This window comes from Microbispora sp. NPDC046973 (assembly GCF_040644495.1).
Taxonomy (GTDB): domain Bacteria; phylum Actinomycetota; class Actinomycetes; order Streptosporangiales; family Streptosporangiaceae; genus Microbispora.
In genome coordinates, this window is sequence record NZ_JBEYWQ010000005.1 from 206,309 (window position 1) to 232,315 (window position 26,007).

General features: G+C 73.8%; 19 protein-coding genes and 1 riboswitch. Of the genes, 10 read left to right on the forward strand and 9 right to left on the reverse strand.

Going from position 1 to position 26,007, the window contains the following annotated elements:
- Positions 1–8: 8 nt before the first annotated feature.
- Entirely contained in the window at positions 9–752 is a 744-nt protein-coding gene (locus tag ABZ860_RS13315; RefSeq protein ID WP_357219338.1) for a dienelactone hydrolase family protein, read from the reverse strand.
- A gap of 312 nt (positions 753–1,064) precedes the next feature.
- Positions 1,065–1,207, forward strand: a riboswitch (cyclic di-AMP (ydaO/yuaA leader).
- Positions 1,208–1,508: 301 nt separating this feature from the next.
- On the opposite strand from ABZ860_RS13315, the gene ABZ860_RS13320 reads away from it, so the two are divergent.
- Positions 1,509–2,171, forward strand: coding sequence for a CHAP domain-containing protein (locus tag ABZ860_RS13320; RefSeq protein WP_357219671.1), 663 nt, complete (start codon positions 1,509–1,511; stop codon positions 2,169–2,171).
- Between the two features lie 86 nt (positions 2,172–2,257).
- Here the strand turns inward: ABZ860_RS13320 and ABZ860_RS13325 are convergent, their stop codons facing one another.
- A complete protein-coding gene (locus ABZ860_RS13325; protein ID WP_357219341.1) occupies positions 2,258–2,857 on the reverse strand; it encodes a DUF305 domain-containing protein in 600 nt (199 codons plus the stop codon).
- Between the two features lie 328 nt (positions 2,858–3,185).
- Here ABZ860_RS13325 and ABZ860_RS13330 point away from each other — a divergent pair, with 328 nt between their 5' ends.
- A complete protein-coding gene (locus tag ABZ860_RS13330; protein WP_357219344.1) occupies positions 3,186–3,980 on the forward strand; it encodes an SRPBCC domain-containing protein in 795 nt (264 codons plus the stop codon).
- Between the two features lie 62 nt (positions 3,981–4,042).
- Here ABZ860_RS13330 and ABZ860_RS13335 read toward each other — a convergent pair whose 3' ends face one another.
- Complete coding sequence (locus tag ABZ860_RS13335) at positions 4,043–5,308, reverse strand: PHB depolymerase family esterase (protein ID WP_357219347.1); 1,266 nt, start codon at positions 5,306–5,308, stop codon at positions 4,043–4,045.
- A 299-nt stretch (positions 5,309–5,607) separates the two neighbouring features.
- Between ABZ860_RS13335 and ABZ860_RS13340 the strand changes: the two genes are divergently transcribed.
- Positions 5,608–6,408 carry an IclR family transcriptional regulator C-terminal domain-containing protein gene (locus ABZ860_RS13340; RefSeq protein ID WP_357219350.1) on the forward strand — a complete coding sequence of 267 codons (801 nt, stop codon included), beginning with the start codon at positions 5,608–5,610 and terminating at the stop codon, positions 6,406–6,408.
- Here the strand turns inward: ABZ860_RS13340 and ABZ860_RS13345 are convergent.
- From ABZ860_RS13345 to ABZ860_RS13365, 5 genes are all read right to left on the reverse strand, one after another.
- Positions 6,405–7,376, reverse strand: coding sequence for a zinc-binding dehydrogenase (locus tag ABZ860_RS13345; RefSeq protein WP_357219353.1), 972 nt, complete (start codon positions 7,374–7,376; stop codon positions 6,405–6,407). The two genes, ABZ860_RS13340 and ABZ860_RS13345, sit on opposite strands and share 4 nt — an antisense overlap.
- A 110-nt stretch (positions 7,377–7,486) precedes the next feature.
- A complete protein-coding gene (locus ABZ860_RS13350) occupies positions 7,487–7,846 on the reverse strand; it encodes a hypothetical protein (protein WP_357219356.1) in 360 nt (119 codons plus the stop codon).
- On the reverse strand, positions 7,843–8,706 hold the full coding sequence (locus tag ABZ860_RS13355) for an extradiol ring-cleavage dioxygenase (protein WP_357219359.1): 864 nt from the start codon (positions 8,704–8,706) through the stop codon (positions 7,843–7,845). The genes ABZ860_RS13350 and ABZ860_RS13355 overlap by 4 nt, the downstream gene beginning before the upstream one ends.
- Positions 8,699–9,544: a citryl-CoA lyase gene (locus tag ABZ860_RS13360; protein WP_357219362.1), complete on the reverse strand. Its 846-nt coding sequence runs from the start codon at positions 9,542–9,544 to the stop codon at positions 8,699–8,701. The genes ABZ860_RS13355 and ABZ860_RS13360 overlap by 8 nt, the downstream gene beginning before the upstream one ends.
- On the reverse strand, positions 9,537–10,718 hold the full coding sequence (locus ABZ860_RS13365) for a CoA transferase (RefSeq protein WP_357219365.1): 1,182 nt from the start codon (positions 10,716–10,718) through the stop codon (positions 9,537–9,539). Before ABZ860_RS13365 ends, ABZ860_RS13360 begins: the two co-directional genes overlap by 8 nt.
- A gap of 336 nt (positions 10,719–11,054) precedes the next feature.
- On the opposite strand from ABZ860_RS13365, the gene ABZ860_RS13370 reads away from it, so the two are divergent.
- From ABZ860_RS13370 to ABZ860_RS13390, 5 genes are all read left to right on the forward strand, one after another.
- Complete coding sequence (locus ABZ860_RS13370; RefSeq protein ID WP_357219368.1) at positions 11,055–12,503, forward strand: amidohydrolase family protein; 1,449 nt, start codon at positions 11,055–11,057, stop codon at positions 12,501–12,503.
- Between the two features lie 81 nt (positions 12,504–12,584).
- On the forward strand, positions 12,585–13,019 hold the full coding sequence (locus ABZ860_RS13375) for a group II truncated hemoglobin (RefSeq protein WP_357219371.1): 435 nt from the start codon (positions 12,585–12,587) through the stop codon (positions 13,017–13,019).
- Between the two features lie 96 nt (positions 13,020–13,115).
- Positions 13,116–13,820 carry a 3-oxoacyl-ACP reductase FabG gene (fabG, locus tag ABZ860_RS13380; protein WP_357219374.1) on the forward strand — a complete coding sequence of 235 codons (705 nt, stop codon included), beginning with the start codon at positions 13,116–13,118 and terminating at the stop codon, positions 13,818–13,820.
- A 242-nt stretch (positions 13,821–14,062) separates the two neighbouring features.
- On the forward strand, positions 14,063–21,355 hold the full coding sequence (locus ABZ860_RS13385; RefSeq protein WP_357219377.1) for an amino acid adenylation domain-containing protein: 7,293 nt from the start codon (positions 14,063–14,065) through the stop codon (positions 21,353–21,355).
- Between the two features lie 24 nt (positions 21,356–21,379).
- A complete protein-coding gene (locus ABZ860_RS13390; protein ID WP_357219380.1) occupies positions 21,380–22,174 on the forward strand; it encodes an alpha/beta fold hydrolase in 795 nt (264 codons plus the stop codon).
- Between the two features lie 23 nt (positions 22,175–22,197).
- Here ABZ860_RS13390 and ABZ860_RS13395 read toward each other — a convergent pair whose 3' ends face one another.
- Positions 22,198–23,019: a 4'-phosphopantetheinyl transferase superfamily protein gene (locus ABZ860_RS13395; RefSeq protein ID WP_357219383.1), complete on the reverse strand. Its 822-nt coding sequence runs from the start codon at positions 23,017–23,019 to the stop codon at positions 22,198–22,200.
- A gap of 205 nt (positions 23,020–23,224) precedes the next feature.
- Here ABZ860_RS13395 and ABZ860_RS13400 point away from each other — a divergent pair, with 205 nt between their 5' ends.
- Together ABZ860_RS13400 and fabD are read left to right on the forward strand one after the other, a co-directional pair.
- Positions 23,225–24,037, forward strand: a complete 813-nt coding sequence (locus ABZ860_RS13400) for an enoyl-CoA hydratase-related protein (RefSeq protein WP_357219386.1) — start codon at positions 23,225–23,227, stop codon at positions 24,035–24,037.
- Positions 24,034–25,977 carry an ACP S-malonyltransferase gene (fabD, locus tag ABZ860_RS13405; RefSeq protein WP_357219389.1) on the forward strand — a complete coding sequence of 648 codons (1,944 nt, stop codon included), beginning with the start codon at positions 24,034–24,036 and terminating at the stop codon, positions 25,975–25,977. Before ABZ860_RS13400 ends, fabD begins: the two co-directional genes overlap by 4 nt.
- Positions 25,978–26,007 lie beyond the last annotated feature (30 nt).

Here is a 26,007-nt window from a genome sequence, read left to right on the forward strand (position 1 = left end):
TGTCCTCCTCAGGCGGCGAGGTGGCGGCCGAAGAAACCGAAGACCTTCTTCCAGCCCTCCACCGCGGCGGCGGGCCGGTACGCCGGGCGGTCCACGGAGAAAAACCCGTGGCCGGCGCCGGGGAACACGTGGAACTCGTGGTCCTTGCCGAGTCTGTCCAGCTCGGCGGAGAGCACGTCCACCTCGTCCGGTGAGGGGTACCTGTCGTCCGCCCCGAAGAGCCCGAGGAGCGGGCAGGACAGATCGGCCGCCCGGGAGATCAGCGGTTCGGCGTCGAGCGGGAATTCGGCGGGCGGCGCGGTGACCACGAAGGCCCCGTAGCAGTCGACGGCCGCGTCGATCCGGAGCGAGCAGGCGGCCAGGAACGTCTGCCGCCCACCGGAGCAGTAGCCGATGACACCGATCCTGCCGTTGGCGTGCTCCAGGCCTTTCAGGTAGGCCGCGGCGCCGGCGACGTCGCCGACGAGTTGCTCGTCCGGGACGCCGCCCTTGGCCCGGGCCGCGGCGGCCTGGTCGTCCGGGCTGACGCCGGTGCCCTCCCGGGAGTACAGGTTGGGGCAGATCGCCGCATAGCCGTGCGCGGCGAACCTGCGGACGATCTCCTTGGTGGCCTCGTCATAGCCGGGCAGGTGGTGGATCACCACGACCCCGCCGTGGGAGCCGGAGCCGAGCGGCCGGGCCGCGTACGCTTCGAGCTCGGCGCCTTCGTGCCCGGTCACGGCGACCGTACCCGCCCACATCGCGTCCGTCATCGAGATCCCCTTTCCCCTCTGATCACAGCGCTGCCCGTGAGAAGCGGTGCCGGGAGCCACCCTAGTAGTTAGTTTGGCTAAGTAATCCCGCCGTCCGGCAGCGGACCGATGACTGCGCCGGGCGGGCGCTCGTGCCGTACGGGGCGCTGTGTGGCGCATCTCACCGCGGACAGTCCGCGACCGTGAGGACCTGCGGAAGCGCGGAACGGTGGGGGCCAGAATCGTGCCGTTTGCCGCCTTTTTGGTCGTGTCTTACTTGTTATCTACTAAGCTTCCCGTGTCTCGCCGGTGAGCGGTCCTCAACCCGAGGACGACCGGCGACCGCCGAATCCCGGAAGTCATCGATCCCGGGAACCGGGGACCCACGTCTCTTGGGGTGAATCCGGACCATCCGGTAGGGCTACTCCTGGCCCGAACCCGTCAGCTAACCCGGTAGGCGGCCAAGGAGAGGAGAGCGCGTGGAGTGTCGGCTCCACCTGCCCACCCGGTCCGCGTCGCATCGCCGGACCACATGCCTGCCCTGGAACGTCTCCAGGCTTCCGGGGTGATGGCGCGCCCGTGACGGGCTGCCACATCTCCCGTTTCTGATTCCGCCCCGCCGCGGCCGTGTCCTCGGACGGTCATGCCGTCATGCCGTCACGCCCCGCGGGCCGGTTCGTCATGTCTCGATTCGTCATGTCTCGAAGCGCGCCATAGGAGCCTCCGATTTCCACCGATCCGATCGCCCGAGAGCTGCTCGACGCCGTCCGCCCGGAACTGGGCTACCGCGAGCGAGCCGGGAAACACACGAAGTTCGGCGAGTGGTACGCCGACAACGTCGCCAAGGACCCCGACTTCAAGACCGCCCCCTGGTGCGACATGTTCGTCTCCTGGGCGGCGGACCGGGCCGGGGTGCAGGACCATGTCGGCGAGTTCGCGCTGACCACACGGCACGCCAAGTGGTTCAAGAAGAACCACGCCTGGAGCGACAAGCCCGAGCCGGGCGCCGTGGTCTTCTTCGACTGGTCGGGGTCCAAGAAGATCCACGACATCGACCACGTCGGCATCGTCGAGAAGGTCGTCGGCGGCAAGGTCCACACCATCGAGGGCAACGTCGACGGCGTGTGGCTGAAGCGCAAGGTGCGCGACACGAGCAAGATCGTCGGGTACGGCCTGCCGCGCAAGGTCAAGGGGGCGCAGAAGGCGCCGGTGACGATCCAGCCCGTGGCGGCCGTGAAGGCGAGCGTCCAGGGTGCCGCGGCGCCCGCGACCAGGAACATGGCGGCCACGCAGGGGAAGTCCCTCGACGTCGTGTGGTCGCCCGGCGACGCCGTCCTGCCGGCGGGCCTGCTGTTCGCGGTGGTCTCCACCGCCGTGACCGGGCTCCGGTTCAAGGCCGCGGCGGCGACGTCCGGCGGGCGGCACCGCAAGCGCGGGTGACCTCCCACCGCCGGCCTCCCACCGGTCCGCCTTCCCGTGGCGGCGGACCATAGGGGCACGTCGTCGACGCGGGCCGTCGCGGCGCGCTAACCCAGCAGGCTCTTCATCTCCTTGATCTCGGCGGACTGGCTGAAGACGATGGACGCCGCCATCCGCCGGGCAGGCGCGTAGATTCCGCTGCGCAGTTCGTCGCGGGCCATGGCGACGGCGCCCTCGTGGTGCCGGATCATCATCGTGAGGAAGGCCCGGTCGAAGGCCCGTCCGGACAGCCCTTCGAGACGCCGCATGTCCTCGGGGGACATCATTCCCGGCATGGCGTGGTGCGCCGGCGCCGGGCTCTCGCCGGGCACCTGCTCACCCCAGGCCCTGAGCCAGCCGCTCATGGTCCGGATCTCGGGAGCCTGCGCGGCCTCGATCCGCCGGGCCAGCCGCGCGACCCGGGCGTCCGCCGCGCGGCCCTCGGCCAGCCTCCCCATCTCCACCGCCTGACGATGATGCGGGATCATCATCCGGGCGAACATGACGTCCTGGTCGTTGTGGTCGGCGGCCGGCGTCGTGGCGGCAGGCGCGGTGAGCGCGGCGGGCGGAGAAGGCGTCCCGGCCGATGCGGCGGAGCCGTACGCGCCGCCCACGCCGACCAGCAGGCCGCCCGTCAGCAGGGCCACCGGTAGAACACGTCCCTTCATCGGCCGACACCTCCGTACGTCTGAAGGGGGGCGAGCGCGAGCCCCTGGAATGCGGGCACGGAATGCGCGCCTCTGGCTTGTCGTACCCCGCCCCGCGGAACGTTCCCGTCGGCTGAACGTGATCCGGAACCGGTAGTTGTCGCCGTAGGTCGAGCCGCGGATGGCGAACGCCGCGCTCCCCGAGCTCACGCGGCCCGAGACCGTCGCCCCGGCGTAGTCGTGCCGCGTCTGGACCCGGTGGGCAGCCTTGCGGGGAGACGTTGACATGCAGCCTTGCGGCTGCGTATCGTTCATGCAGCCAAACGGCTGCATGTTCGGGATGGGGAAGATGGACGAGGTGTTCAAGGCGCTGGCCGACGCCAGCCGCCGCCGGTTGCTGGACAGCCTGAACGCCCGCAACGGCCAGACGTTGCGTGAACTGTGCGCGGGGCTGGACATGGCGCGGCAGTCGGTCAGCAAGCACCTGGCGGTGTTGGAGGCGGCGAACCTCGTGACCACGGTGTGGCGCGGCCGGGAGAAACTGCACTACCTCAACGCCGTGCCCATCAACGCCATCGCGGACCGCTGGATGAGCAGGTTCGACCGCGAGCGGGCCCGTGCTCTTGCCGATCTCAAGAACGCATTGGAGCAGGAACCGATGGGCAACCCCGAGTTCGTCTACACCACCTACATCAGGACCACGCCCGAGCGGCTGTGGCAGGCCCTGACCGACCCCGGCTTCACCCGGCGCTACTGGGGCCTGTCCTTCGACACCGACTGGCGGGCGGGGGCGCCGATGACCTGGCATCAGGGCGGTGTGGCGATCGCCGATCCCGAGCAGGTCGTCGTCGAATCCGAGCCCGGCCGCCGTCTGTCGTACACCTGGCACTCCTTCACGCCGGAGTGGGCCGAGGCGGTCGGCCTGGGGGAGGACGTGCTCGCCAGGCTGAAGGCGGAGCGCAGGTCACGGGTGACGTTCGAGATCGAGCCGGTGGGGGAGACGGTCAAGCTGACAGTCGTCCACGACGGCTTCGATCCCGGCGGCACCCTGCGGGAGATGGTCGGCCAGGGCTGGCCCCAGGTGCTGTCCGCGCTCAAGACCCTGCTGGAGACGGGCGAGCCTCTGCCGGCCGGGAGCGCGTGACCTGCGCGCCGCGCCCCGCCCGGACGGGCAGGGCGCGGCACGCCCCGGCAGGGCGCGGCGGATCAGCACTGGCCGTCGGCGAGCACCCAGTAGTCCGGGCCGGTCTGGCGCAGCGCGTGCGTGGTGAAGGTGTTCCACAGTCCCATCGCGTCGTTCGACCCCTTGGCGTAGGTGTAGCCGCCGGATTGGTACGCCCGCCCGGCGGTGGTGTGGGCGTAGTTACTGGCCCGCACGCACGTGCCCGGCGGCGTGGCGATGGGTGAGGGGCTGGGTGACGGGCTGGGTGACGGGCTGGGGCTGACGGTGGGCGTGGCGCTGGGGCTGGGGCTGGGCTGGGCGCCGCCGTCGAGGCCGAAGAAACGGGCGTCGTGGTAGGCCGAGCAGATCGTGTCGAGGAAGTACGCCGCGGTGGCCCCGCACTGGTCGGCGGCGCCGCCCGGATCGACCGGCAGACCGTGGCCCATGCCGCTGATCTCGTAGAGGCGCACGTCGTCGTCGCCGTACACCTTGAGCGTGGTGCCGCCGGTGAGCGACCGGGTGGACGTGGGAGTCGTGGAGACGCCCCGCACGTTCGTCCACTGGTCGCGCACCTGGGCGCCGTTGGCGGGGACGACCGTGTAGTCCGACTGGCCCTGCCAGACGGCCACCCGCGGGTACGGCCCCGTGTAGCCGGGATAGGCGTTCCGCACCAGGTCACCCCACTGCTGCGGAGTCTTGCTCGTCGGGCCGTACTGGCAGCCGGACGCCTCGGTCAGGCTGCTCGCGCAGCGGTAGGCCAGGCCGGCCGCGATCGAGCCGGCGGCGAAGACGTCCGGGTAGGTCGCGAGCATGACGGCGGACATCGCCCCGCCCGCCGACAATCCGGACACGTAGACCCGTGAGGGGTCGGTCCCGTAGTTCGCGACCGCGTACGCCACCATGGCGCGGATGGACGCGGCCTCGCCCTGCCCCCTCGTGGTGTCGCCGGTCTGGAACCAGTTGAAGCAACTCGACGAGTTGTTGGCGCTGGAGGTCTGCGGCAGCACCAGGGCGAAGCCCCACTGGTCGGCGTACTTGCGCCATCCCGAATCGGCGAAGTAGCCGCTCGCGTTCTGCGTGCAGCCGTGCAGGAGCACCACGAGCGGCCGGCCGCCGGGCAGGCCGTCCGGGCGGTAGGCGTACATCGCCAGGTTGCCGGGGTTGGACCCGAACGCGCCGACCTGCGTCAGCGAGGCGGCCCGCGCGGGCGGGGTGATCAGGGCCGTGCCGAGCAGGCCGGCCAGGACGAGCAGGAGGGTCGCGAGGGCGAGGACCGCTCGCGGCGGCCGGACGGTGAAGGACGTGACCATGGGGGCTCCTCGGATGACCTGGCGCACCGATCCTTTCCGCGCACGCTAGGACTCCCGCCACCCTCCCGACATGGCCGCCGGACACACTTTCCCCCCCCCCTGTCATGGTGCCGCCGTCGCGCCGTTAGAGCGGACAGAGGTCCGCTGGGCGGTCATGCCGGGTACGTGTAACCATCGGGCGCGACGTTACGGTGATGTGACGCTGGGCATCCCGGTCCGCGCGGACCGCCGTCAGGCGGACAGCGAACCGCGAACAGGGTCTAAAGTTGACTCGGCGAGTTCGAGCGGAAGAGGCGTTCATGGCACGAGGCGACACCGGACCTGACTTCATCGAGGCGCTGGCGCGCGGCCTCGATGTCATCAGGGCGTTCCAGCCGGGGCGTCCGGTGATGTCCCTGACGGAGGTGGCGGCGGCGACCGGCCTGGCCCGTCCCACCGCCCGGCGCATCCTGCTCACGCTGCAGGAGCTGGGGTACGCCCGCGCGGCGCAGGGCGGCTTCGCCCTGACCCCGCGGGTGCTCGAACTCGGCGTCTCCTACGTCCGCTCGACGGGCCTGTGGGAGGTGGCCCGGCCGCACCTGGAACGGCTGGTCGCCCAGACGCACGAGTCGTCGTCCATCGCCCAGCTCGACGGGTCCGACATCGTGTACGTCGCCCGCGTGGCGGTGCCGAAGATCGTCACCCTCTCGGTGCAGATCGGGACGCGCTTCCCCGCGATGCAGACGTCCCTGGGCAAGGTGCTGCTGGCCGCGCTGCCTCCGGCCGAGCTGGAGCGAGTGCTGGCCGAGCCGAGCCGGTCGGGCATCGAGCCGCGCTGGCGGCCCGATCGGCAGGAACGCGACGCCCTGCTGCGCGAGGTGCGGGCGAAGGGCTGGGCGCTGACCGACGAGCAGCTCGCCCTCGGGATCCGGTCGGTGGCAGCGCCGCTGCGCGACGGCTCCGGCAACGTCATCGCGGCCGTGAACGTCAACAGCCACGCGGCCGAGACCTCGCTGGAGAAGCTGACCGAGGAGTATCTTCCGCTGCTGCTGACGACCGCCGGCGCGATCAGCGCCGACTGGGCGCTCTACGAGTCGGTCCCGCAGGTGACGGCCTCCTAGGTCCGGCAGACCGCCCCGGGGATCAGGACGATCCTGCCGGAGGCGGTACCGGCCGCCTGACGCCGCCAGGCGGCGCCGGCCTCCTCCAGCGGGACCCTCTCGCAGGCGACGGCCAGCCGCCCGAGCGCCGCCTGCTCGGCGACGAAGACGATCGAGGCGGCCCGCTGCTCGGAGGTCAGCTCGTTGTTGGTGTATCCCAGCAGCCGCAGCGACCTGCTGCGCAGCGTGGCGGAGTCGATCGGGCAGGTCTCGTCCGCCGAGGAGCCCAGGTTGACCCACCGGCCCGCCTGCCGCAGGGCACGGGCCGCGGCGGCCGCCGCCGGGCCGAAGAGCGGGTCGAGCACCAGGTCGGCGGGTCCGTCGCAGGCCTCGGCGAAGCGGGCGGCCAGCGTGGCGACGTCGCCGGTGTCGAGCGCCACCACGGCGTCCGCGCCCGCCCGCCGGGCGCGTTCACGGGCGGCGGGGGAGCGGGCGCCCGCGACGACCCTGCGGGCGCCGGCGATGCGTGCGATCTGCACGGCGGCCTGCCCCACGACGCCGCCCGCACCGAGCACCACCACCTGCTCACCGGGGGTGAGCTCACCGCGCCAGGTCAGCGCCATGTGCGCGGCGACGGCCGAGAGCCCGAGCGCGGCCACCGCGACCGGGTCGGCCGCCGCGGGCAGCTCGACGAGGTCGCGCGCGGGCACGGCCGCCGCCTGCGCCATGCTGCCGTCGCCCGGCGCCATTCCGGCCGAGGTCGCGAACCACACCGGCCGCCCGTCCGCGACGCCGGCCCCCTGCACCCCCGGCACGTACGGCGTGCGCGGCCTGCCGAAGTAGGACGTGCCGGTCGCGCACAGCAGGTCGAGCGGCGTGACGGGCGCGGCGGCGACCTCGACCAGCCTCTCGCCGGGCCCGGCGAGAGGCACGGGCAGGTCGCCCACCACCGGCGGCCTGCCGGGTTCCACGATCTGTGCCGCCCGCATGTTCCACCTTTCACTCAGGCATCCTCATCGGCGAGAGCCGCCGGGCCCGCCCCGCACGACGTGCCCGGCGCCTCGCCGCCCGGCCCGCCTCGGGCGGCGGGCAGGTCCGATCACGTCGCGATGTCGGGGTACGGCAGCGTCATGTGGGCCAGCCGCCGGGCGTACTCGGTCTGGAAGCCCATCGGCTCGTGGTCGCGCTCGAACATCGCGATGAACAGCGTGAGCGTGAGGAACGGGTGCGCGCCCAGCTCGAACAACGTGGGGTAGTCGTGGCCGGCCAGGGCCTCGCGCTCGGCGTCCTCGAAGCGCAGCCAGGTCGACGCCTCCCCGCCGTGGCAGCTCAGCAGCCGGTTGGCCTGCTCGGCCTCCCACCACTCCACCGTGCCGCGGGGGTCCTCGCGGTAGCGCTCGACCAGGTCCGGATCGCGGTCGACGGTGAACAGGAACTTGTTCAGCAGATACTTGCTCACGCCGCGCCTCCGTTGGGGTACCAGGTGAAGTAGGCCTCCATGGTGTGGAACAGGTCGTAGGTGTCGACGTAGTCGGCCTTGGCGCCTTCGCCGGCTACGCCCATCATCAGCATGAAGTCCATGAAGCCGTGGGTGGCGTTGCCGGGCAGGTGGAGGCTGTCGAGGGTGACCTCCGACAGGCAGCCCTCGATGTCGCCGGAGGAGATCCACTCGACCGCCCTGCGGTCGAACTCGGGGTCGGGCCCGTGCGGGCCGAACTGGCGCGGCCCGCCGAGCTCCAGCGACAGGTGCCCGGTGCCGATCACCGCCACCCGCCTGTCCGCCGGCCACGACTCCACCAGCTCGCGGATCGTACGGCCGAGCTGCACGAACCGCTTCGGCCGCGGCAGCGGCGGGGCGAAGATGTTGGTGTAGATCGGCACGATCGGCAGGTCGTTCTGCGGGCGCAGCGTGATGATCGGGCACGTGATGGAGTGGTCGATCCGCAGCTCGTTGGAGAAGGCGAGGTCGAAGCCCGCGTCCAGGCCCTCCCGCAGGATGTACGCCGACAGGTCCTCCTGGCCGGTGAAGAACATCCGGGGCAGGCCGAACTCGCGTTCCTCGTTGTACCAGTTCGCATCGTAGAAGGGCGCCTTGCCGACGAGGAACTGCGGCATGTTGTCGAGCCAGAGCTGGTGGAAGTGGTCGGAGCCGACCATGACCAGCACGTCGGGCCGCGCCTTCGTCAACGTCTCCCGGAACGCCTCGACCTTGCGCACCCACTCGTCGGCGAACGGCGGGCGGTCCTCGCCCGTGGCCGTGCTGGCGCGGTAGTAGAACGGATGATGGGTGGACGCGATCACCGCGACCAGTTCAGCCATGCGAACCTCCAGTGGCGTCAGGGGCGTAGGGCTCAGGGTCGACGGACCGGTTGTTGAGGTCCACCGACAGGAAGATCTCGTTCGCCACCGGGCGGCGCAGCTCCTCGGCGAGCTGCCCGATCAGGCCTGCCGTACGGGCGAGCAGGGCGAAGCCGCGCAGCAGCTCCAGCGGCAGGCCGAGGTCGGCCAGCGCGGCGCCGCAGACACCCGCGCCGTTGAGCGGCAGTTTCCTGCCCAGCACCTCGGGATGCACACGGCCGATGGCGGCGAACAGCGACAGGTGCGGCCCGGACAGATTCTCCTCGGCGGCGATCTGCAGCAGCCGGGGCGTGCGGGGGTCGCCCTCCTTGTGCACGTGGTGGCCGAGGCCGGGGATGAACCGCCGCGCCTGCCGCTGAGCCCGCACGGTCTCCAGGGCGAGGGCGTCCCAGCCGGCGTCGTCGGACGGCAGCGGCCCCTCGTGCGCCGTCAGCACGTCGTGCAGGAACCGCCCGCAGTCCTCGGTCACGCCGAGGAAGCGCGACCCGCCGCCGAGCAGCCCGGCCGCGAGCGCGCCCTGGATCGAGTCGGGCGCCGACAGGTACGTCAGCCGGGTGACGATCGCGGTCGGGGTGAACCCGTGGTCGGCCAGCGCGGCGAGCACGGCCTCGAACACCCGGGTCTCGCCCGGCGTGGGCCGCCGCTGGGCGGCGAGCCAGAACGCGAGCTCGCCGAACCCGACCTTCCCCATCACGTCCTCGGCGAGGTCGCAGCCGAGCAGCGTGATCGACTTCAGCGAGGACGCTCCCAACGCGGTGGGATACGACGGCCGCTCGATCATCTCCGGCCGGTCAGACATCGTCGTCCTCCTCCTGGGTCAGCCATTTCCGCAGCTCGTCCCCGTGCTCGTCCAGCTCGGGCGGCGGAAGCCGGTAGGCGGCGGGGGTCGCGGAGAACCGGATCGGGTGGCGGGTGGTCGGGACCGCGCGGTCGCCCTCGCCCACCTCCACGATCGGGTCGAGCCCGAAGCGCTCGGCCATGGCGAACCCGCCGTCGATGGTGTTGATCGGCCCGCACGGCACCCCCGCCGCGACCAGCAGCTCGAACCACTCGAGCGCGCCGCGCGTGGCGAGCCGTCCGACCAGGATGGGCCGCAGCTCCTCGCGGCGCGCGGTCCTGTCGGCGTTGCGCGCGAAGCGCGGGTCGTCGGCGATCTCCGGGATGCCGAGCACCTCGCACAGCCTGCGGAACTGGCCGTCGTTGCCGGCCGCGACGATGATGTCGTTGTCGGCGGTCGGCAGCGGCTCGTAGGGGAACACGCTCGGGTGGGCGTTGCCCATGCGGTAGGGGACGACGCCGCCGGCGACGTACGCGGAGCTGTGGTTGACCAGCCCGGTCAGCGCCGAGGACAGCAGGTTGACCTCGACGTGCTGGCCCTGCCCGGTCGCGTCGCGGTGGCGCAGGGCGGCGAGGATGCCGATGGCGGCGTGGTTGCCCGCCATGACGTCGAAGACCGAGATCCCCGCGCGGTACGCCGGCCCGTCCGGGTCGCCGGTGAGGCTCATCAGCCCCGACATGGCCTGCACCATCAGGTCGTAGCCGGGCACGTCACGGCCCGCGCCGGAGCCGAACCCGCTGATCGAGGCGTACACCACGCCGGGGTTGGCCGCGCTCACCGAGGCGTAGTCGAGGCCGTACTTGGCGAGCCCGCCGGGCTTGAAGTTCTCCACCAGCACGTCGGCGCGGCGGGCCAGCTCCCGGGCCACCTTCGCGTCACCGGAGTCCCGCAGGTCGAGCGCGATCGACCGCTTGCCCCGGTTGACTCCCAGGTAGTACGTCGACACCTCGCCGCGCACCGGCGGCATCCAGGTGCGGGTGTCGTCCCCCTTTGGCCCTTCGACCTTGACGACCTCGGCGCCCATGTCGGCCAGCAGCATCGTGGCGTACGGCCCGGCCAGGACCCGCGAGAAGTCGGCCACCAGCACGCCGGACAGCGGCCCGCCTCCCCGCTCGGGCGCGGTGTCGTCTGTCATCCGGCTCCCCCCTCTTGCTTTCACAGCAGTGTCCGCTGAACGGACATCGGTCCGCGAAGCCGATTCTGGCACAGGCGGTCCGCCCGTCAAATGCCCGACCGGGTCTTCATCGCAAGACGATGCGGGAAAGCCATGGTTGACAGCGCGAGCGGTGCTCGGGAAAGTAACAGCGGAAGCAGCGCTGACCGTGCAGCGGACAAGTGTTCGTCGCCGCTGAGCGCGCTCGGCCTGTGGAAGGAGAGGAAGCCGAGCTGGGCGCAGTGCGGGTCGTGTGAGCGGACCGCGACTGTGCGAGGCGAGGCGGACTCGACCAGTGGGAAGGTGAGGAGTTCGACGATGAACGAGCCGACCGATTTCGGACCGGACCGGCCCGTGCTGCTGCGCGGCGGCACGGTGCTGCCGATGGACGACGCGCACAGCGTGCTGCCCGGCACCGACGTCCTCGTCGTCGGCGACCGGATCGCCGAAGTGGGGCCTGACCTCCCCGCGCCGGACGGCGCCGTCGTCGTCGACGCCACCGACGGCATCGTCATGCCCGGAATGATCGACACTCACCGGCACATGTGGCAGACGGCGATGCGCGGCTACGGCGCCGACTGGACGCTGACGCAGTACTTCGTCTGGTACTACCTTGAGTACGGCACGCTGTGGCGGCCCGAGGACGTGCACGCCGGCAACCTGCTTGCCGCGATCGAGGCGATCGACGCCGGCGTCACCACGGTCGTGGACTGGTCGCACGGGCTGCGGACCGTGGACCACGCCGATGCGGCCGTGGACGCGCTGCAGACGGTGCCCGGCCGGTTCGTGCTGGCCTACGGCAACATCCAGGCGCCACCGGCCGAGTGGACCGGCGCGCCGGAGTTCCGCGACTTCGTTCGGCGCCGCATCACGGGCGACGACATGCTGGGCTTCCAGATCGCCTTCGACGTCACCGGCGACCCGGCCTTCCCCGAGAAGCCGGCCTTCGAGGTGGCCCGCGACCTCGGCGTCCCGGTCACGACCCACGCGGGCGTGTGGGGCGCGACCAGCGACGACGGCATCCGGCTCATGTACGAGCACGGGTTCATGACGCCCGAGACGGTCTACGTCCACGCCGCCTCGCTGTCGGCGGACTCCTACCACCGCATCGCCGCCACCGGCGGTTCGATCTCGGTCTCCACCGAGAGCGAGCAGAGCGCGGGCCAGGGCTACCCGCCCACCTGGGCCATCCGCGCGCACGACATCCCGGTCTCGCTGTCGATGGACACCAGCGTCTGGTGGAGCGGCGACCTGTTCTCGGCGATGCGCACCACGCTCGGCGCCGACCGGTCCCGGGAGCACATGGAGGCGCATGCCAGGGGGGAGACGATCACCCACTGCAGCCTGCGTGCCGACCAGGTGGTGGACTGGGCGACGCGCGGCGGCGCCCACGCCATCGGCAGGAGCGACGACCTCGGCAGCATCGAGGCGGGCAGGAAGGCCGACATCGTGCTCATCAAGAACGACGCGTCGCCCGTGTCGTTCCCGCTGCTCAACCCGTACGGGCACGTCGCGTTCCAGGCGCAGCGCGGCGATGTGCACACGGTCCTCGTGAACGGCCGCGTGGTGAAGCACGAGCACCGCCTGGTCGGCGTGGACCTCGCCGCGGCCCGCCGCGCGGTGGAGCGGACCGTCGAGTACCTGCGCTCGACGCTCGGCGAGGAGGCATGGCAGAAGGGGATGAACCCCGACATCCCCGAGACGAAGATCCTCGACAACCCCTACACGTACACCGACTACCACAGCGCCGCGACGCACAGCCGTTGATCCCTCGTCCACTTTTGAGCAGAATCGGCGACCGCCCGCCGCCTACGGTGACGCCAGCCCAGGCGTTCCGAGGAGGCTGCGATGACGACGATGTACGAACATGTCGGCGGCGAGGCGGCGCTGCGCAAGTTCGCCGAGCACTTCCATGAGTCCGTGCTGCGCGATCCCCTGCTCAAGAGGCTGTTCGAGTACGGCTCCTCTCACCATGCGGAGAACCTGACCGCGTTCTTCGTCGAGATGCTGGGCGGCCCGAGCCGCTTCAGCGACGAGCTCGGCGGGTTCGAGGTGATCTTCCGGGCGCACCAGGGCCTGAAGATCACCGACGAGCAGCGCGACCGGTTCGTGGAGCTCATGCTGAGGGCCGCGGACGAGGCGGGGCTGCCGGGCGACGCCCGGTTCAGGCAGGCGTTCACCCGGCAGGTCACCCGGGCGGCCGGTTTCTCCACGAAGGTGTCGCACGACGCGCCGGATGCCTACCAGGCCCCGTACCCCCCGATGGGCCGGTGGGACTGGTGACGGAATGAGCGAGCGTAGCGAGCGAATCGGCAGGCACAGCATCTGGAGGCACAGCATCTGGCGCATGCCACTCCAAGCCGGAGGCGAGGAGGTGGCATGAATCGCTCGGTGCTGGTGACCGGTGGCAACCGCGGCATCGGCCTGGCCATCGCACGGGCGTTCGTCAAAGAGGGCGACCGCGTGGCGGTCACCCACCGGGGCAGCGGCGCGCCGGACGGGTTGTTCGGCGTGCGCTGTGATGTGACCGACGCGGCGGCGGTCGACCGCGCGTTCGCGGAGGTGGAGGAGCGGCACGGCCCGGTGGAGGTCCTCGTCGCCAACGCCGGCGTCACCGCCGACATGCTGCTGATGCGCATGGACGAGGCCGCCTTCACCGGCGTCCTCGACACCAACCTCACCGGCGCGTTCCGCGTCGCCCGGCGCGCGGTGGGGCCGATGGTACGCATGCGGCGCGGGCGGATGATCTTCATCTCGTCCGTCAGCGGCCTGTCCGGCGCGGCCGGGCAGGCCAACTACGCGGCGGCCAAGGCCGGGATGGTCGGGCTGGCGCGGTCGCTCGCGCGCGAGCTCGGCTCCCGGGGGATCACCGTCAACGTGGTGGCCCCGGGATACGTCCGCACCGACATGACGGACTCGATGACGGAGCAGCGGCGGGCCGAGGTGCTCGGGCAGGTCGCGCTGCGCCGTACGGCCGAGCCCGAGGAGGTGGCCGGGGTCGTCGTGTTCCTGGCCGGGGAGGCGGCGTCCTACATCACGGGCGCGGTCGTCCCGGTGGACGGCGGCCTCGGCATGGGCCACTGAGCCCGTCCGATCCGGTCGCGGGGCGGCCTGCTCAATCCTGAGCAGCGCGCCGGCGGGCCCCCGCCTAGCTTTTCGGTACGGACGGGCGGCGACGGCCCGACGCCGGATCGCACGCCGGATCGCACGGAGGATCTCCGCCGGGTCGCCCGCGGACGCCCTCGCCGGGGGGATCGCGGGGCCCTTTCCGTGCGCCCCGCCCGGCCCGATCCACCCTCCGACGCCGACACACGACTGGGAGAGCGATGGGACCGACACGGGACATGGTCGCGGAACCGGTGGACGCGCCGGTGGACGAGGTCCTGGCGGCGCTGCGGCGGATGCTGGCCGCGGCGCTGCCGACCGGCACGGGCACGGGCATGGGCAGTAGCCCTGGCACGGACCGGGGCACGGGTCCGGACCCGGTCGCTGGCCCGGATTCCCCCGAGACGGCCGCGGACGACACCCCGCTCGCGGCGTACGGGCTGGACTCGATGACGGCGGCCCGCCTCGTCATGGAGATCAAGGAGGAGCTGGGCGCCGACGTGCCGCTGGAGTGGCTGCGCGACGCGGGGGGCCTGCGCGACCTGGCCCGGCGCATCGCCGCGGCCCTGCCCGATGACGGCCTGCCGATGGACGGCCTGCGCGAGAACGGCCAGCAGGAGGACGGCCTGCCCGGGCGGCCGGCCCACGCCTCGCCCGGCGAGGGGGCCGCGCCCGAGGACCGGTTCGCGCCGTTCCCGTTGACGCCGATGCAGCAGGCGTACGTCGCCGGGTCGCATCCGGACCTCGGGCCCGACCCGGTGGGCTGCCACCTCTACCGTGAGTTCGAGATCGCCGGGCTCGACCCGCACCGGCTGAAGGAGGCGTGGGGACGGGTCGTCGAGCACCACGACATGCTGCGGGCCGTGCTGACCGAAGACGGGCGCCAGCGGGTGATGCCGGAGGCGGGCCCCTGGACGATGCCGGTGCACGAGGTGCCCGAGACCGAGCTCGGCGACCGCGTGGCCGAGGTCAGGGAGCGGCTGACGCGGCTGCGGCACGAGCCGGGCGACTGGCCGCTGTTCGCCGTCGAGGTGACCCGGGCGCGCGACGGCCGGGCCGTCGTGCATCTCGATGTGGACGCGGTCGTGACCGACGGACGCGGCCTCGACCTACTGCTGTCCGACTGGTGGCGCGCCTACGTCCGGCCCGGCGATCCGCTGCCCGGACCGGCCGGACTGACCGGACTGCCCGGGGCCGGGCCGAGCGTGCGCGAGTGCGTCGAGCGGCTGCGGGCGCACGCGCGCACTCCGGCCCACCAGGCCGACCTCGACCACTGGCGGCGGCGGCTCGCCGATCTGCCCCCGGGCCCGGCCCTGCCGTGTGCTGCCCCGGCGCTGGGCTCTGCTGTCGTGGCGCCGTCGGGGGAGCCGCGACGGCCGCTGGAGGGCGGGCTGGCGGAGGCCGAGTGGCGGGCGCTGCGCGAGCGGGCCGCCGCCTGGAACGTGTCGCCGACCGCGCTCGTCCTCACCGTGTTCGCCGAGACTCTGGCGTGGGCGGGCGCGCGCACACCGTTCTCGCTCGTGCTGACCACCAGCGACCGGGTGCGGCTGCCCGCCGCGGCCGACCGCCTGGTGGGCCCGTTCACCTCCAGCCTGGTCTTCCCGGTGCCGGCCCTGGACGGCATGGACCTGGGCGAGGCGGTGCGTGAGGTCCACCGGCTGCTGTGGTCGGATCTCGACCACGCGGCGGTCGGCGGCGTGGAGGCGCTGCGCCGCCTGTGGCGCGGGGCCCCGCCGCCGCTGCCCGTCGTGTTCACCAGCATGCTCGGCGTGCGGGCCGAGCCGCCGGGGTTCGGCCGCGACGTCCGCTACGCCGTCACCCGTACGTCCGGTGTCGGGCTCGACCACCAGATGTGGGAGCAGGACGGCGGGCTGCGCTTCCGCTGGGACGTGGCGGACGGCCTCCACCCCGGGATCGAGGCGGTGTTCGCCAGGTTCGCGAACACGCTGCGCGCGCTGGCGGCCGAGGACCCCCGCGCCGACCGCGTCCTGCCGCTCAACGACCTGCAGCAGGCCTACTACGTCGCCCGGCGGTCCGGCGGGGAGGGCTGCCAGGTCTACCACGCCTTCGAGGTGGCCGACCTCGACGTGGACCGCCTGGAGCGGGCGTGGCTGCGCCTGGCCGAGGCGTACGAGCCCCTGCGCGCATCTGTGACCGTGGACGGGCGGCTGCTCGTGCGGTCGAGGGCACCCCGCCGGTGGCACATCCCCGTGTCCGGCCTCGACGCCGAGTCGGTCCGCGCGACGCTGTCCGTGCGGCCGTTCCCGCTCGGGCGGGGGCCGCACGCCGAGATCCAGGTGACGCGCGGCGCCTCCGGCTCGCGCGACGCGGGCGCGTCCCCGGGCACGAGCGCGTCCGCGGGCACGAGCGCGTCCGCGGGCACGAGCGTGTCCCCGGCGAGCGTGTCACCGTCTCCGGGCGGGGACGCCGGCGCGGTGGGAGCGGCCACCGTCCACGTCGCGGTCGACCTGGCCGTGGCCGACGCGCGCAGCATCCATCTCCTGCTGCGCGAGCTGTGGCGGCTGTACGCCGACCCGGCGGCCGATCCCGCGCCCGCCGCCGACCCCCGCGAGCACCGCCCCGCCTCCTCGCCGGAGCAGGTCGCGTACTGGCGCGAGCGGCTGGCCGAACTGCCGCCGGGCCCCGCGCTGCCCTCACCCGTGGTGGGGGAGGAACGCGGCCTGCGGCGTACGCGGCTGGAGACGACGCTGACGGGATGGCGGCGGCTGAAGGAGATCGCCGAGGGCGCCGGGCTGTCCGCCGACGCCGTGATCCTGGCCGCCTTCGGCGAGGCGCTGGCCGCCAGGCTGCCCGGCACGTTCGCGCTGACGGTCGTACGGTGGCCCGGGTGGGCCGAGCCGTGCCGGCCGGGAGAGCACACGGCGCTGAGCTGGATCCCGCACGTCCCCGGCGGCCGGTCCGGCAGCGGGGACACGCCGCTGCTGGAGCGCGCCCGCGACCACCAGCGTCTGCTCGCGGCCGACGCGGCGGCCGACGGCGCGAGCGGGCTGGCCGAGCTGCGCCGCGTCGCCGCCCGGCGCGGCGGTCTGGCCCATCCTGTCGTCTACACGAGCGTGTTCGACCTCGACGGCCACCCGCTGCCGCCCGGGGTCGTCGCCGGGGAGTGGCGGACGTGCACGCCGGACGTCTCGCTCGACTGCGTGGCCGTCGGCGAGGGCGACCGGCTGCAGCTGTGCTGGGACCTCGACCCCGCGGACCTGCCCGAGGAGACGGCCGAGGCGGCGTTCGCCGACCTCCGGGACCGGCTGGCGGATCTCCTCGCCGAGCGGGAGCGCCCGGGCGGCATGTCCGCCGCAGAGCGGCGCACGATCCTCTACGAGTGGAACGACACGGCCCGCGAGTTCCCCGCCGACGGGCCGGTCCACCTGCTGTTCGAACGGCAGGCCCGGGAACGGCCAGGCGCCGTGGCGCTGCGCTGGCGCGGCGGCACGATGACCTACGCCGAGCTCAACCGGCGCGCCAACCGCATCGCCTGGCACCTGCGCGACCGCGGTGTGGGCCCGGAGACCGTGGTCGGCATATCGATGCGGCGCGGGCCCGACATGGTGGCCGCCGTCTTCGGGGTGCTCAAGGCGGGCGGCGTCTACCTGCCGGTCGAGCCCTACCTGCCGAGGGAGCGGGCGGCCGTGATGCTCGGCGACGCGGGGGCGGCGCTGGTGCTGTCCACCTCGCAGACCCCGTGTCACGAGGTGGGCGTCGAGGTGGTCCGCGTCGACCGCGATCCGGTGCGCGACGACCCGCGCGGCGACGAGAACCCGCCCCCGGTGACCACCCCGGACAGCACGGCGTACGTCATCTTCACCTCCGGCAGCACGGGCCGGCCGAAGGGCGTCGCCGTGGCCCACCGGCCGGTGCTCAACCTGCTGAACTGGGCCTATCGTGAGTTCGGCTTCGGCCCGGCGGACGTCGGGCTGTGCGTGACCTCGCTCGGCTTCGACCTGTCGGTGTTCGACATCCTGGGGCTGCTCGGGCGGGGCGCCGGGCTGTACGTCGCGGACGAGACCGAGCAGCGCGACCCCGCCGAGCTGGCCGACGTGCTGCTGCGGGAGCCGATCACCTTCTGGAACTCCGCGCCCACCACGCTCACCCAGCTCGCCCCGCTGCTGCCCGCGTACGCGGGCCGGCCGGGCACCGGCGACCTGCGGCTGGTGTTCCTGAGCGGCGACTACACCCCACTGTCCCTGCCCGGGGAGGTCCGGGCGGTGTTCCCCCGGGCGCGCATCGTCAGCCTCGGCGGGGCCACCGAGGCGACCGTGTGGTCCAACTACTTCCCGGTCGAGGACATCGACCCCGCCTGGCGCAGCATCCCGTACGGCAGGCCCATCGACAACAGCCGCTACTACATCCTCGACGAGCACCTCGAACCGTGCCCGGTCGGCGTGGAGGGCGACCTCTACATCGCGGGCGAGTGCCTGAGCCTGGGCTACTACAACCAGCCCGAGCTGACGGCCCAGCGTTTCGTGCCCGACCCGTTCTCACCGCGGCCGGGCGAGCTGATGTACCGGACCGGCGACCGGGCCTCCTTCTTCCCCGACGGGAACATCTGCTTCCTCGGCCGTGCCGACAACCAGGTCAAGATCCGCGGGTTCCGGGTCGAGCTGGGCGAGATCGAGCACCGGCTGCGGCAGCACGAGGGGGTCAAGGAGGTCGTGGTGCTGGCCCGGCCCGACCATACGGGCGACCGCAAGCTCGTGGCGTACGTGCAGCCGTCGGGTCCGACCCCGCCGGGGGTCAGGGATCTGCGCGCGTTCGCGGCCGAGACGCTGCCCGAATACATGGTGCCCAACTTCGTCGGGTTCGTGAGCACGTTCCCCGCCACGGCGAACGGCAAGCTCGACCGGGACGCCCTGCCGTGGCCGCTGACCGACGCGCCCGGCGCGGCGCAGGAGCCCGGGGCCGAGCCGGCCGAGCCGGAGGCACCGGGGGAGGCGTCGAGCGAGGCACCGCAGGAGGCACCGGGAGAGGCGCCGCGCGGGCCGGGCGTCGAGGAACTGCGAGACGAGATCGCCGCGCTGTTCGCCGAGCGGCTGGGCGTGCCTGCCGTGCGGCCCGACGACGACCTGTGGGACCAGGGCGCCACCTCGTTCACGATCGTGCAGGTCTCCGGCGAGCTGCAGAAGCGCTACCGCCAGCGGGTGCCGGTCGCGACGCTCCTGTCGGAGCCCACGGTCACCGCCATCGCCCGGCACGTCGCCGCCCGGCTCTCGGGCGGCGACGGCGGGCAGGCCCCCGCGGCCGATAGGCGGGAGACGGACCGGCCCGCGCGCGCCCACGCCGCCGAGGCGACCACCGCCGCGCCGGACGGCTCCGCGGCGCCGGGCCCGTCGCCGGACCTGCCGGCCGTGAACGGCGTCGCGAAGAGGCCCGGCATTTCGCATTCCGTGCCGGACACGAACGGCGCCGCGCGCTCTGCGGCCGGGCCCGGCGACGGTGAGGGCGACGGGGCTGCGGGCGGAGCGCCGGCCGCGGGGAGCGTGGACTTCTTCTCGCCGCAGGAGCGGGCCGCGTTCAAGGCCGGCCGGTGGGGTGAGCGGCCGCGGCTGGCGGGGGAGCGGATCGTCCCGCTCGACGCGGCCGAGTTCGCGCCCGAGCACTACGACTGGCGCGGCAGCCACCGCGAGTTCGCCGACGCGGCGCTGCCGTACGACGACTTCTGCCGTTTCCTCAGCCTGCTGCGCACGTCGGCGCCGGGCGAGCGGGGCCGGCGGCTCTACCCCTCGGCGGGGGACACCTACTCCGTCCAGGTGTACCTGCACGTGCGGCGCGTCGAGGGCGTGGCCGCAGGGCTGTACTACTACCGGCCGGGAGAGCACGCGCTGCAACTGGTCGGGCCGGCGGACGGGATCGACCGCTCCGCGCACTTCTACTACAACCGGCCCGTCTACGACCAGGCCTGCTTCGAGCTGTACCTGGTCGGGCAGCTCGACGGCATCGCGCCGCTGTACGGCGACGACGCCCCGCGCTACCTGGCCCTGGAGGCCGGATACATGGGCCAGCTCCTGATGATGGGCCAGGCGGCGTGCGGCGTCGGGCTCTGCCCCGTCGGAGCGGTGGCCTTCGAGCCCGTCCGCGAACGGCTGCGCCTGGGCGACGGGCACCGGTTCCTGCAGTCGTTCCTCGGCGGCGTGCCCGCCCGGCCCGTGCCCCCGGTCGCCGCCTCGGGGGAGCGGCCGGTGTTCGGCGCCGCCCGCCTCGACCGGCTCGCCGCGCCCGCCGTCCCCGCCTCGGACGGGCGGCGGGCGGCGGAGATCGCGATCGTGGGGGTCGCCGGGCGTTATCCGGGCGCGGCCGACCTGGCGGAGCTGTGGGGCGGCCTCGTCGAGGGACGTCAGGCGTTCGGCCCCATGCCGGCCGGCCGGGCCGCCGGCGGCGCCGGCCTGACCGGCGGCTTCCTCCCCGACGCCGACGACTTCGACAGCCTGTTCTTCCACATCTCGCCGGCCGAGGCCCGCACGCTCGACCCGCAGCTGCGGATGATGCTGCGGGTCATGTGGGAGTGCCTGGAGAACGCCGGGCACACCCCCGCCTCGCTGCGCCGGGCGGCGCCGCGCGTCGGCGTGTTCACCGGCGTGATGTGGCACGACCACCGGCAGGCGGGCGCGGACGCGTGGCGGCGGGGCGAGCCGCCGGCCGTCACGGCCATGGCCTCCGACATCCCCAACCGGGTCTCGCACCTCTTCGACTTCCGCGGGCCGAGCGTCGCCGTCGACACCTCGTGCTCGTCGTCGCTGACCGCCCTGCACCTGGCGGTGGAGAGCCTGCGCAGGGACGAGTGCGACGCCGCCCTGGTGGGCGGGGTCAACCTGGTCTGCCACCCCTACCACGCGGAGGTGCTGTCGGCCCTGGGGCTCGTGTCGCCCGGGGGCTCCGCGGGCGCGTTCGACGCCGCCTCCTCGGGGTGGGTGCTCGGCGAGGGGGCGGGCGCCGTCCTGCTGCGCCCCGCGGAGGCGGCGGCGCGGGACCGCGACACCGCCCACGGAGTCGTCGAGGCCACCTGGATCGGTCACTCCGGCCGGAGCGTGCGCTTCGGCGCGCCTAACAGCCCGGCGCTCGCCGACTCGATCCGGCAGGTGCTGCGCCGCGCCGGCCGTACGCCGGAGGAGATCGGGTACGTCGAGTGCGCGGCAGCCGGGGCGAGCGTCGCGGACGCCGCCGAGATCGAGGCGCTCGCGGAGGTCTTCGCCGGGACGGCAAGGGGCGGTGGGGGCGGCGTGCCGGTGGGCACGGTCAAGCCCAACATCGGCCACCTGGAGTCGGCCGCCGGGATGTCGCAGCTCGCGAAGGTGCTGCTGCAGTTCGCGCACCGGGAGATCGCGCCCACACTGGCCGGGCGGACCGGCGGGCTGGTGTCGTGGGACGCGCTGCCGCTGCGCCTGGCGGACCGGCGGGAGCAGTGGCGCCCGCGCCGTGCGGGGGAGCCGCTGCGCGCCCTGGTGAACGCGCTCGGCGCCAGCGGGTCCTACGCTCACGTCGTGCTGCGTTCCGCCGGATGACGGACGAGGCGAGGAGGTGGTCGCGTGACGATCGCGCAGGCGTACCCGAAAGGGCCGGAGCCGGCGCCGCCGGCATGGCTGAGCAGCGACGCCGGACGGGAGGACGCGCCGGCCCGGCTGTTCTGCTTCGCCCACGCGGGCGGAGGCGCCGGCTTCTTCCGGCCGTGGCGGCCGCTGCTGCTGCCGGAGGTCGAGATCTGCCCGGTCGTCCTGCCGGGCCGCGAGTGGCGGCTGCGGGAGCGGCCGTACACCCGGATGGAGGAGCTCGTGCCCGCCGTGGTGGACGGCCTGCTGCCCCATCTCGACCGGCCGTACGCGCTGATGGGCCACAGCATGGGCTCGGCGGTGGCCTACGAGGTGGCCCGCCGCCTGTCCGCGGGCCCGGCCGCCCCGCCCGCGGGGCTGGTCGTGTCCGGCCGCCGGGCCCCGCACCTGCCCAAACGCCGCGCCGACCTGCACGGCCTGCCGGACGAGGAGTTCGTCGCGGCGGTCGCCCGGTTGAACGGCATCCCCGACCAGGTGCTGCGGCAGCCCGACCTGCTGCGGCTGTTCGTGCCCGGCATGCGGGCCGACTTCACGCTGAACGAGACCTACCGGCCCCTCCCCGGGCCGCCGCTGTCCTGCCCGGTGTCGGGGCTGACGGGGGACGCCGACCCGGAGGTCACGCCCGAGGAGATGCTGGCCTGGCGGGAGGTGACCACCGGCCCCTTCACCCTCCGCGTGTTCGCGGGCGACCACTTCTACCTCAAGGGCGTGCGGCCCGACTTCATCGACGCACTCCGGACCGACCTGCGGCGCCTGCTGTCCGTGACCTCCTGAGCGGGCCTGCCGAGCGCCGCGTCTCACGGCGCGGGCGGCGGGGCGGGGTGGACGACGACCGCGCAGGGCAGGCCGGGCTCCCGCCGTACGGCGAGGGCGAGCAGGTGGCGCGGGCCCGGCCGCCACTGGGCGAAGCGCCACCGGGCCGGGTCGTCCCGCAACCGCGGCCCGAAACGGGCCGCGCTCCGCCCCTCCACCGCCGCGCGCGCCTCCGCTGGGACGCATGCCGCGATCTCGAAGTCGCATTCGTTCATCGGCAGCGTCATCCCGTATCCGCGCGCCTTGACGTACGCCTCCTTCAGCGTCCAGTAGCGGAAGAACAGGTCGGCCCGGTCGTCGGGGTAGTCGAGCGCGACGAGCCGGGCGTACTCGGAGGGCGAGCAGACCCTGCGGCCCAGCCGCAGCGGGTCGGCCCGGCGGTGCACGCGCTCGACGTCCACCCCGCAGGCGGCGCCCAGCGTGACCACGCAGGCCACCCGTCCCGCCGTGTGGGAGATGTTGAACCGCAGCGGCCGGCGGGGCGGCTGGCCGGCGATCTCCGGCCTGCCGTGGGGCGTGGTCGTGAACCGCCAGGCGTCCGCGGCGACGGCGGGCGCGCACCAGGTCAGCGCGGCTCGGGCCAGGCCGTGCGCGGCCTCGAACGCCAGCCGGTCGGCCTCCGAGCGGAAGGCGGCGGCCCGCTCCCGCTCCGGCGGCGACAGCGCCGCGCGGTAGCCGCCGAGCGTCCCGTCCCGATCGAGCACGTCCGGGTCCGCCACCCACACGTGCGCCTCGCCGGCCGCGATCCGCGCGTCCGGCGAGTCCGCTCCGTCCGCGGACGCCGTCGCCCGTCCCGTCAGCGCCACCGCTCGGCCCGCCTCCGATCCTGCCGCAGCCCGTCTCCCCTTCTCCCCGCGTCTCCTCAGGTCGGCAGGTGCCGGAAAACGCCGGGGATCCGCCGCCGCAATCGTCTCCCGGAAGCGGGCACGCCGCCTGCTCAATGGTGAGCAGACGCCGCTCCCGGCCGCCGGTAGAACCGGATCGTCGCCCTCGCCGCCGATGGAGATGATCATGGATTATCGGGGCATCCGCGTCGAGGCGTCCCCCGACATCGTCCGGGTGACCCTCGACCGGCCGGACCGGCGCAACGGTCTCGACGCCCGTACGATCGCCGAGATCGGGCACGCCTTGGACGAGGCCGAGCACCGGCCGGACTGCCGGATCGTCGTGCTCGCGGGCCGCCCGGGCGTGTTCTGCACGGGCATGGACCTCGCCGAGGCGGTGGACGCGCCCGAGGGCGACGGCGGCGTGGCCGACTTCCACGCCCTCCTGCGGAGGATCAGCACGACGCCCCGGGTGGTGGTGGCGGAGGTCGACGGCCAGGCCGCCGGGGGCGGGGTCGGGCTGGCGGCGGCCTGCGATCTCGTGCTGGCCACGCCCCGCAGCACGTTCAGCCTGCCGGAGGCGCTGTGGGGACTGCTGCCGTGCGCGGTCCTGCCGTTCCTGGTGCGGCGCACCGGCTTCCAGCCGGCGTACGCGATGACGCTGACCACCAGGCCCGTGCCCGCGGCGGAGGCGCACCGCGACCGGCTGGTCGACGAGGTGTGCGACGATCCCGCCGCCGCGCTCGGCCGCCTGGCGTTCCGGCTGACCAAGGTGGCACCCGAGGCGATCGGGGAGGCCAAGCGATACTTCGGCCTGCTCTGGCCGGTGTCCGAGGAGACCGGCCGCGTCGCCGCCGCCGAGTTCGCCCGCCTGATGGCGGCTCCTGCCGTACGGGACCGGATCGCCGCCTTCACCCTGCACCAGCGGATGCCGTGGGAGACCGGCGCGGGGGGTGGGACACGCCCGCTCGCGGACGCGGACGGAAGGAGGGGCACATGAGCGTCGCCTGGATCTTCCCGGGGCAGGGGGCGCAGCGCCAGGGCATGGGCGCCGGGCTGCTCGACCGCTACCCGGATCTGGTCGCCCGGGCCGACGAGATCATCGGGGTCTCCCTGCGCCGCCTGTGCGCGGGAGAGGAAGAGAGGCTCCAGCACGACACGCGATACGTCCAGCCGGCGCTGTTCGCCGTGGCCGCGCTCGCCCATCGGGCGGCGCTGGAGGAGGGGCCCGCCCCCGCCTACCTCGCCGGGCACAGCCTCGGCGAGATCGCCGCGCTGCACGCCGCGGGATGCTTCGACTTCGAGACCGGCCTGCGGATCGTGCGGCGGCGCGGCGAGCTGATGGCCCGCGCCCGGGGCGGCGGCATGCTCGCCGTCGTCGGGATGCCGGTCGACCGGCTGCGCGAGGTGCTGGCCGAGGAGGGCGCCACCGACGTCGACCTCGCCAACCACAACTCGCCCGACCAGGTCGTGCTGTCGGGCCCGGAGGACTCGGTGCGCGCGCTCGCCGCTGTCCTCCGCGGGGCGGGCGCGGGCAAGTGCGTGCTGCTCAACGTGAGCATCGCCGCGCACTCGCGGTACATGGCGTTCCCCGCCGCGGCGTTCGCCGAATATCTGCGCACGGTGGACTTCGCCCCGCCGCGCGTGCCGGTCGTCTCGAACGTGACCGCCCGCCCGCACCGGCCGGAGACCCTGCCCGACCTGCTCGCCCGGCAGGTGCGCAGCCCGGTGCGATGGTGGGACACGATGGTCTACCTGGCCGGGCAGGGTGTGCGCGAGGTCCGCGAGATCGGCCCCGGGCAGGTGCTCACGAAACTGTGGCGCAAGTCCGCGGGACACCTCGTCCCGTCCACGTCCGGTTCCGCCGGGCCGGCCGTCCGGGCCGGAACCGGCACAGAACCCGGCGCAGAGCCGTACCGCGTGCCGGCCGAGCGCCTCGGCTCGGCGGAGTTCAGGAGGGACTTCGGCACGCGCCTGGCATGCGCCGCCCTGGAGGACGCGAGCGCGGGGAGCTCGGCCGACCAGGTGACCCGGGCGGCCCGGCGCGGCGTGCTCGCCTTCCTCGGCGTAGACGGCCTGCCCACCGGCGACGTCGAGCGGGCCGTCCAGCGCCTGCGCCGCGACCTCGGTCCGGCCGCGCCGTACGGCGTCGCCCTGGACGCCCGCCGTACGGGTGGCGACGAGGACGCGGAGCAGGGGCGTGTGACCGGCCTGTGCCTGCGTTACGGCGTGCGCTTCCTGCACGTGACCATCCCGCACGAAGCCCTCGCGCAGGCGCCCTCAGAGGTGGTGCGCTTCCGCTTCGCCGGGGCCTACCGCGACGCCGCAGGCCTGCCCGTCGCGCCCAACCGGATCGTCGCCCGGGTGGCGGCTCCCGACCTGGCGGAACGGCTGATGCGACCCCCGGCGGAGCCGATCCTGGACGCGCTGTCGGCACGTGGAGCGCTCACGCCCGCCGAGGTGGAGGTCGCCCGGCGCCTGCCCGTGAGCGAGGACGTCTGCCTCGACTGCTCGTCCGCGGGCCCGGGGCTGGAGGTCCTGCTGCCCGAGGCGCTGCGCCGCCGCGACGAGGCGGTCGCCGCCCGCGGACACCACATCCGGGTCGGGGCGGCGTGCGCGACGCCGGAGGCCGTCGCCGTCGCGTTCGTGCTGGGCGCCGACTTCGTGGTCGCGGCCCGCGACGTCGAGCTCCGCGACGTCGAGCTCCGCGACGTCGAGCTCCGCGACGTCGAGCTCCGCGACGTCGAGCCCCACGGCGCGGGCGGCCGCGCGCCGGCAGGTCCGCCCCTCCTCCGCGCGGGCGGCCAGGCGGAGAGGGCGCAGGTGGAGGGGGCGCAGGTGGAGGCGGTGCGGCTCATGGAGGCCGCCGCCGACCTGCTCGGCCGGCGCCTGACGACGCTGGCGCCGCCCGGCGCCCGGCCCGTTCCCACCGGCGCGTGAGCACACCAGAAGACCGACCGTCGACGCATC

What these genes read in the sequence shown, in the direction of transcription:
- ABZ860_RS13315 (WP_357219338.1), bottom strand. Translation starts at nt 752, where the DNA reads ATGACGGACGCGATGTGGGCGGGTACGGTCGCCGTGACCGGGCACGAA.
- ABZ860_RS13325 (WP_357219341.1), bottom strand. Translation starts at nt 2,857, where the DNA reads ATGAAGGGACGTGTTCTACCGGTGGCCCTGCTGACGGGCGGCCTGCTG.
- ABZ860_RS13330 (WP_357219344.1), top strand. Translation starts at nt 3,186, where the DNA reads ATGGACGAGGTGTTCAAGGCGCTGGCCGACGCCAGCCGCCGCCGGTTG.
- ABZ860_RS13335 (WP_357219347.1), bottom strand. Translation starts at nt 5,308, where the DNA reads ATGGTCACGTCCTTCACCGTCCGGCCGCCGCGAGCGGTCCTCGCCCTC.
- ABZ860_RS13340 (WP_357219350.1), top strand. Translation starts at nt 5,608, where the DNA reads ATGGCACGAGGCGACACCGGACCTGACTTCATCGAGGCGCTGGCGCGC.
- ABZ860_RS13345 (WP_357219353.1), bottom strand. Translation starts at nt 7,376, where the DNA reads ATGCGGGCGGCACAGATCGTGGAACCCGGCAGGCCGCCGGTGGTGGGC.
- ABZ860_RS13355 (WP_357219359.1), bottom strand. Translation starts at nt 8,706, where the DNA reads ATGGCTGAACTGGTCGCGGTGATCGCGTCCACCCATCATCCGTTCTAC.
- ABZ860_RS13360 (WP_357219362.1), bottom strand. Translation starts at nt 9,544, where the DNA reads ATGTCTGACCGGCCGGAGATGATCGAGCGGCCGTCGTATCCCACCGCG.
- ABZ860_RS13365 (WP_357219365.1), bottom strand. Translation starts at nt 10,718, where the DNA reads ATGACAGACGACACCGCGCCCGAGCGGGGAGGCGGGCCGCTGTCCGGC.
- ABZ860_RS13370 (WP_357219368.1), top strand. Translation starts at nt 11,055, where the DNA reads ATGAACGAGCCGACCGATTTCGGACCGGACCGGCCCGTGCTGCTGCGC.
- ABZ860_RS13375 (WP_357219371.1), top strand. Translation starts at nt 12,585, where the DNA reads ATGACGACGATGTACGAACATGTCGGCGGCGAGGCGGCGCTGCGCAAG.
- fabG (WP_357219374.1), top strand. Translation starts at nt 13,116, where the DNA reads ATGAATCGCTCGGTGCTGGTGACCGGTGGCAACCGCGGCATCGGCCTG.
- ABZ860_RS13385 (WP_357219377.1), top strand. Translation starts at nt 14,063, where the DNA reads ATGGGACCGACACGGGACATGGTCGCGGAACCGGTGGACGCGCCGGTG.
- ABZ860_RS13400 (WP_357219386.1), top strand. Translation starts at nt 23,225, where the DNA reads ATGGATTATCGGGGCATCCGCGTCGAGGCGTCCCCCGACATCGTCCGG.
- fabD (WP_357219389.1), top strand. Translation starts at nt 24,034, where the DNA reads ATGAGCGTCGCCTGGATCTTCCCGGGGCAGGGGGCGCAGCGCCAGGGC.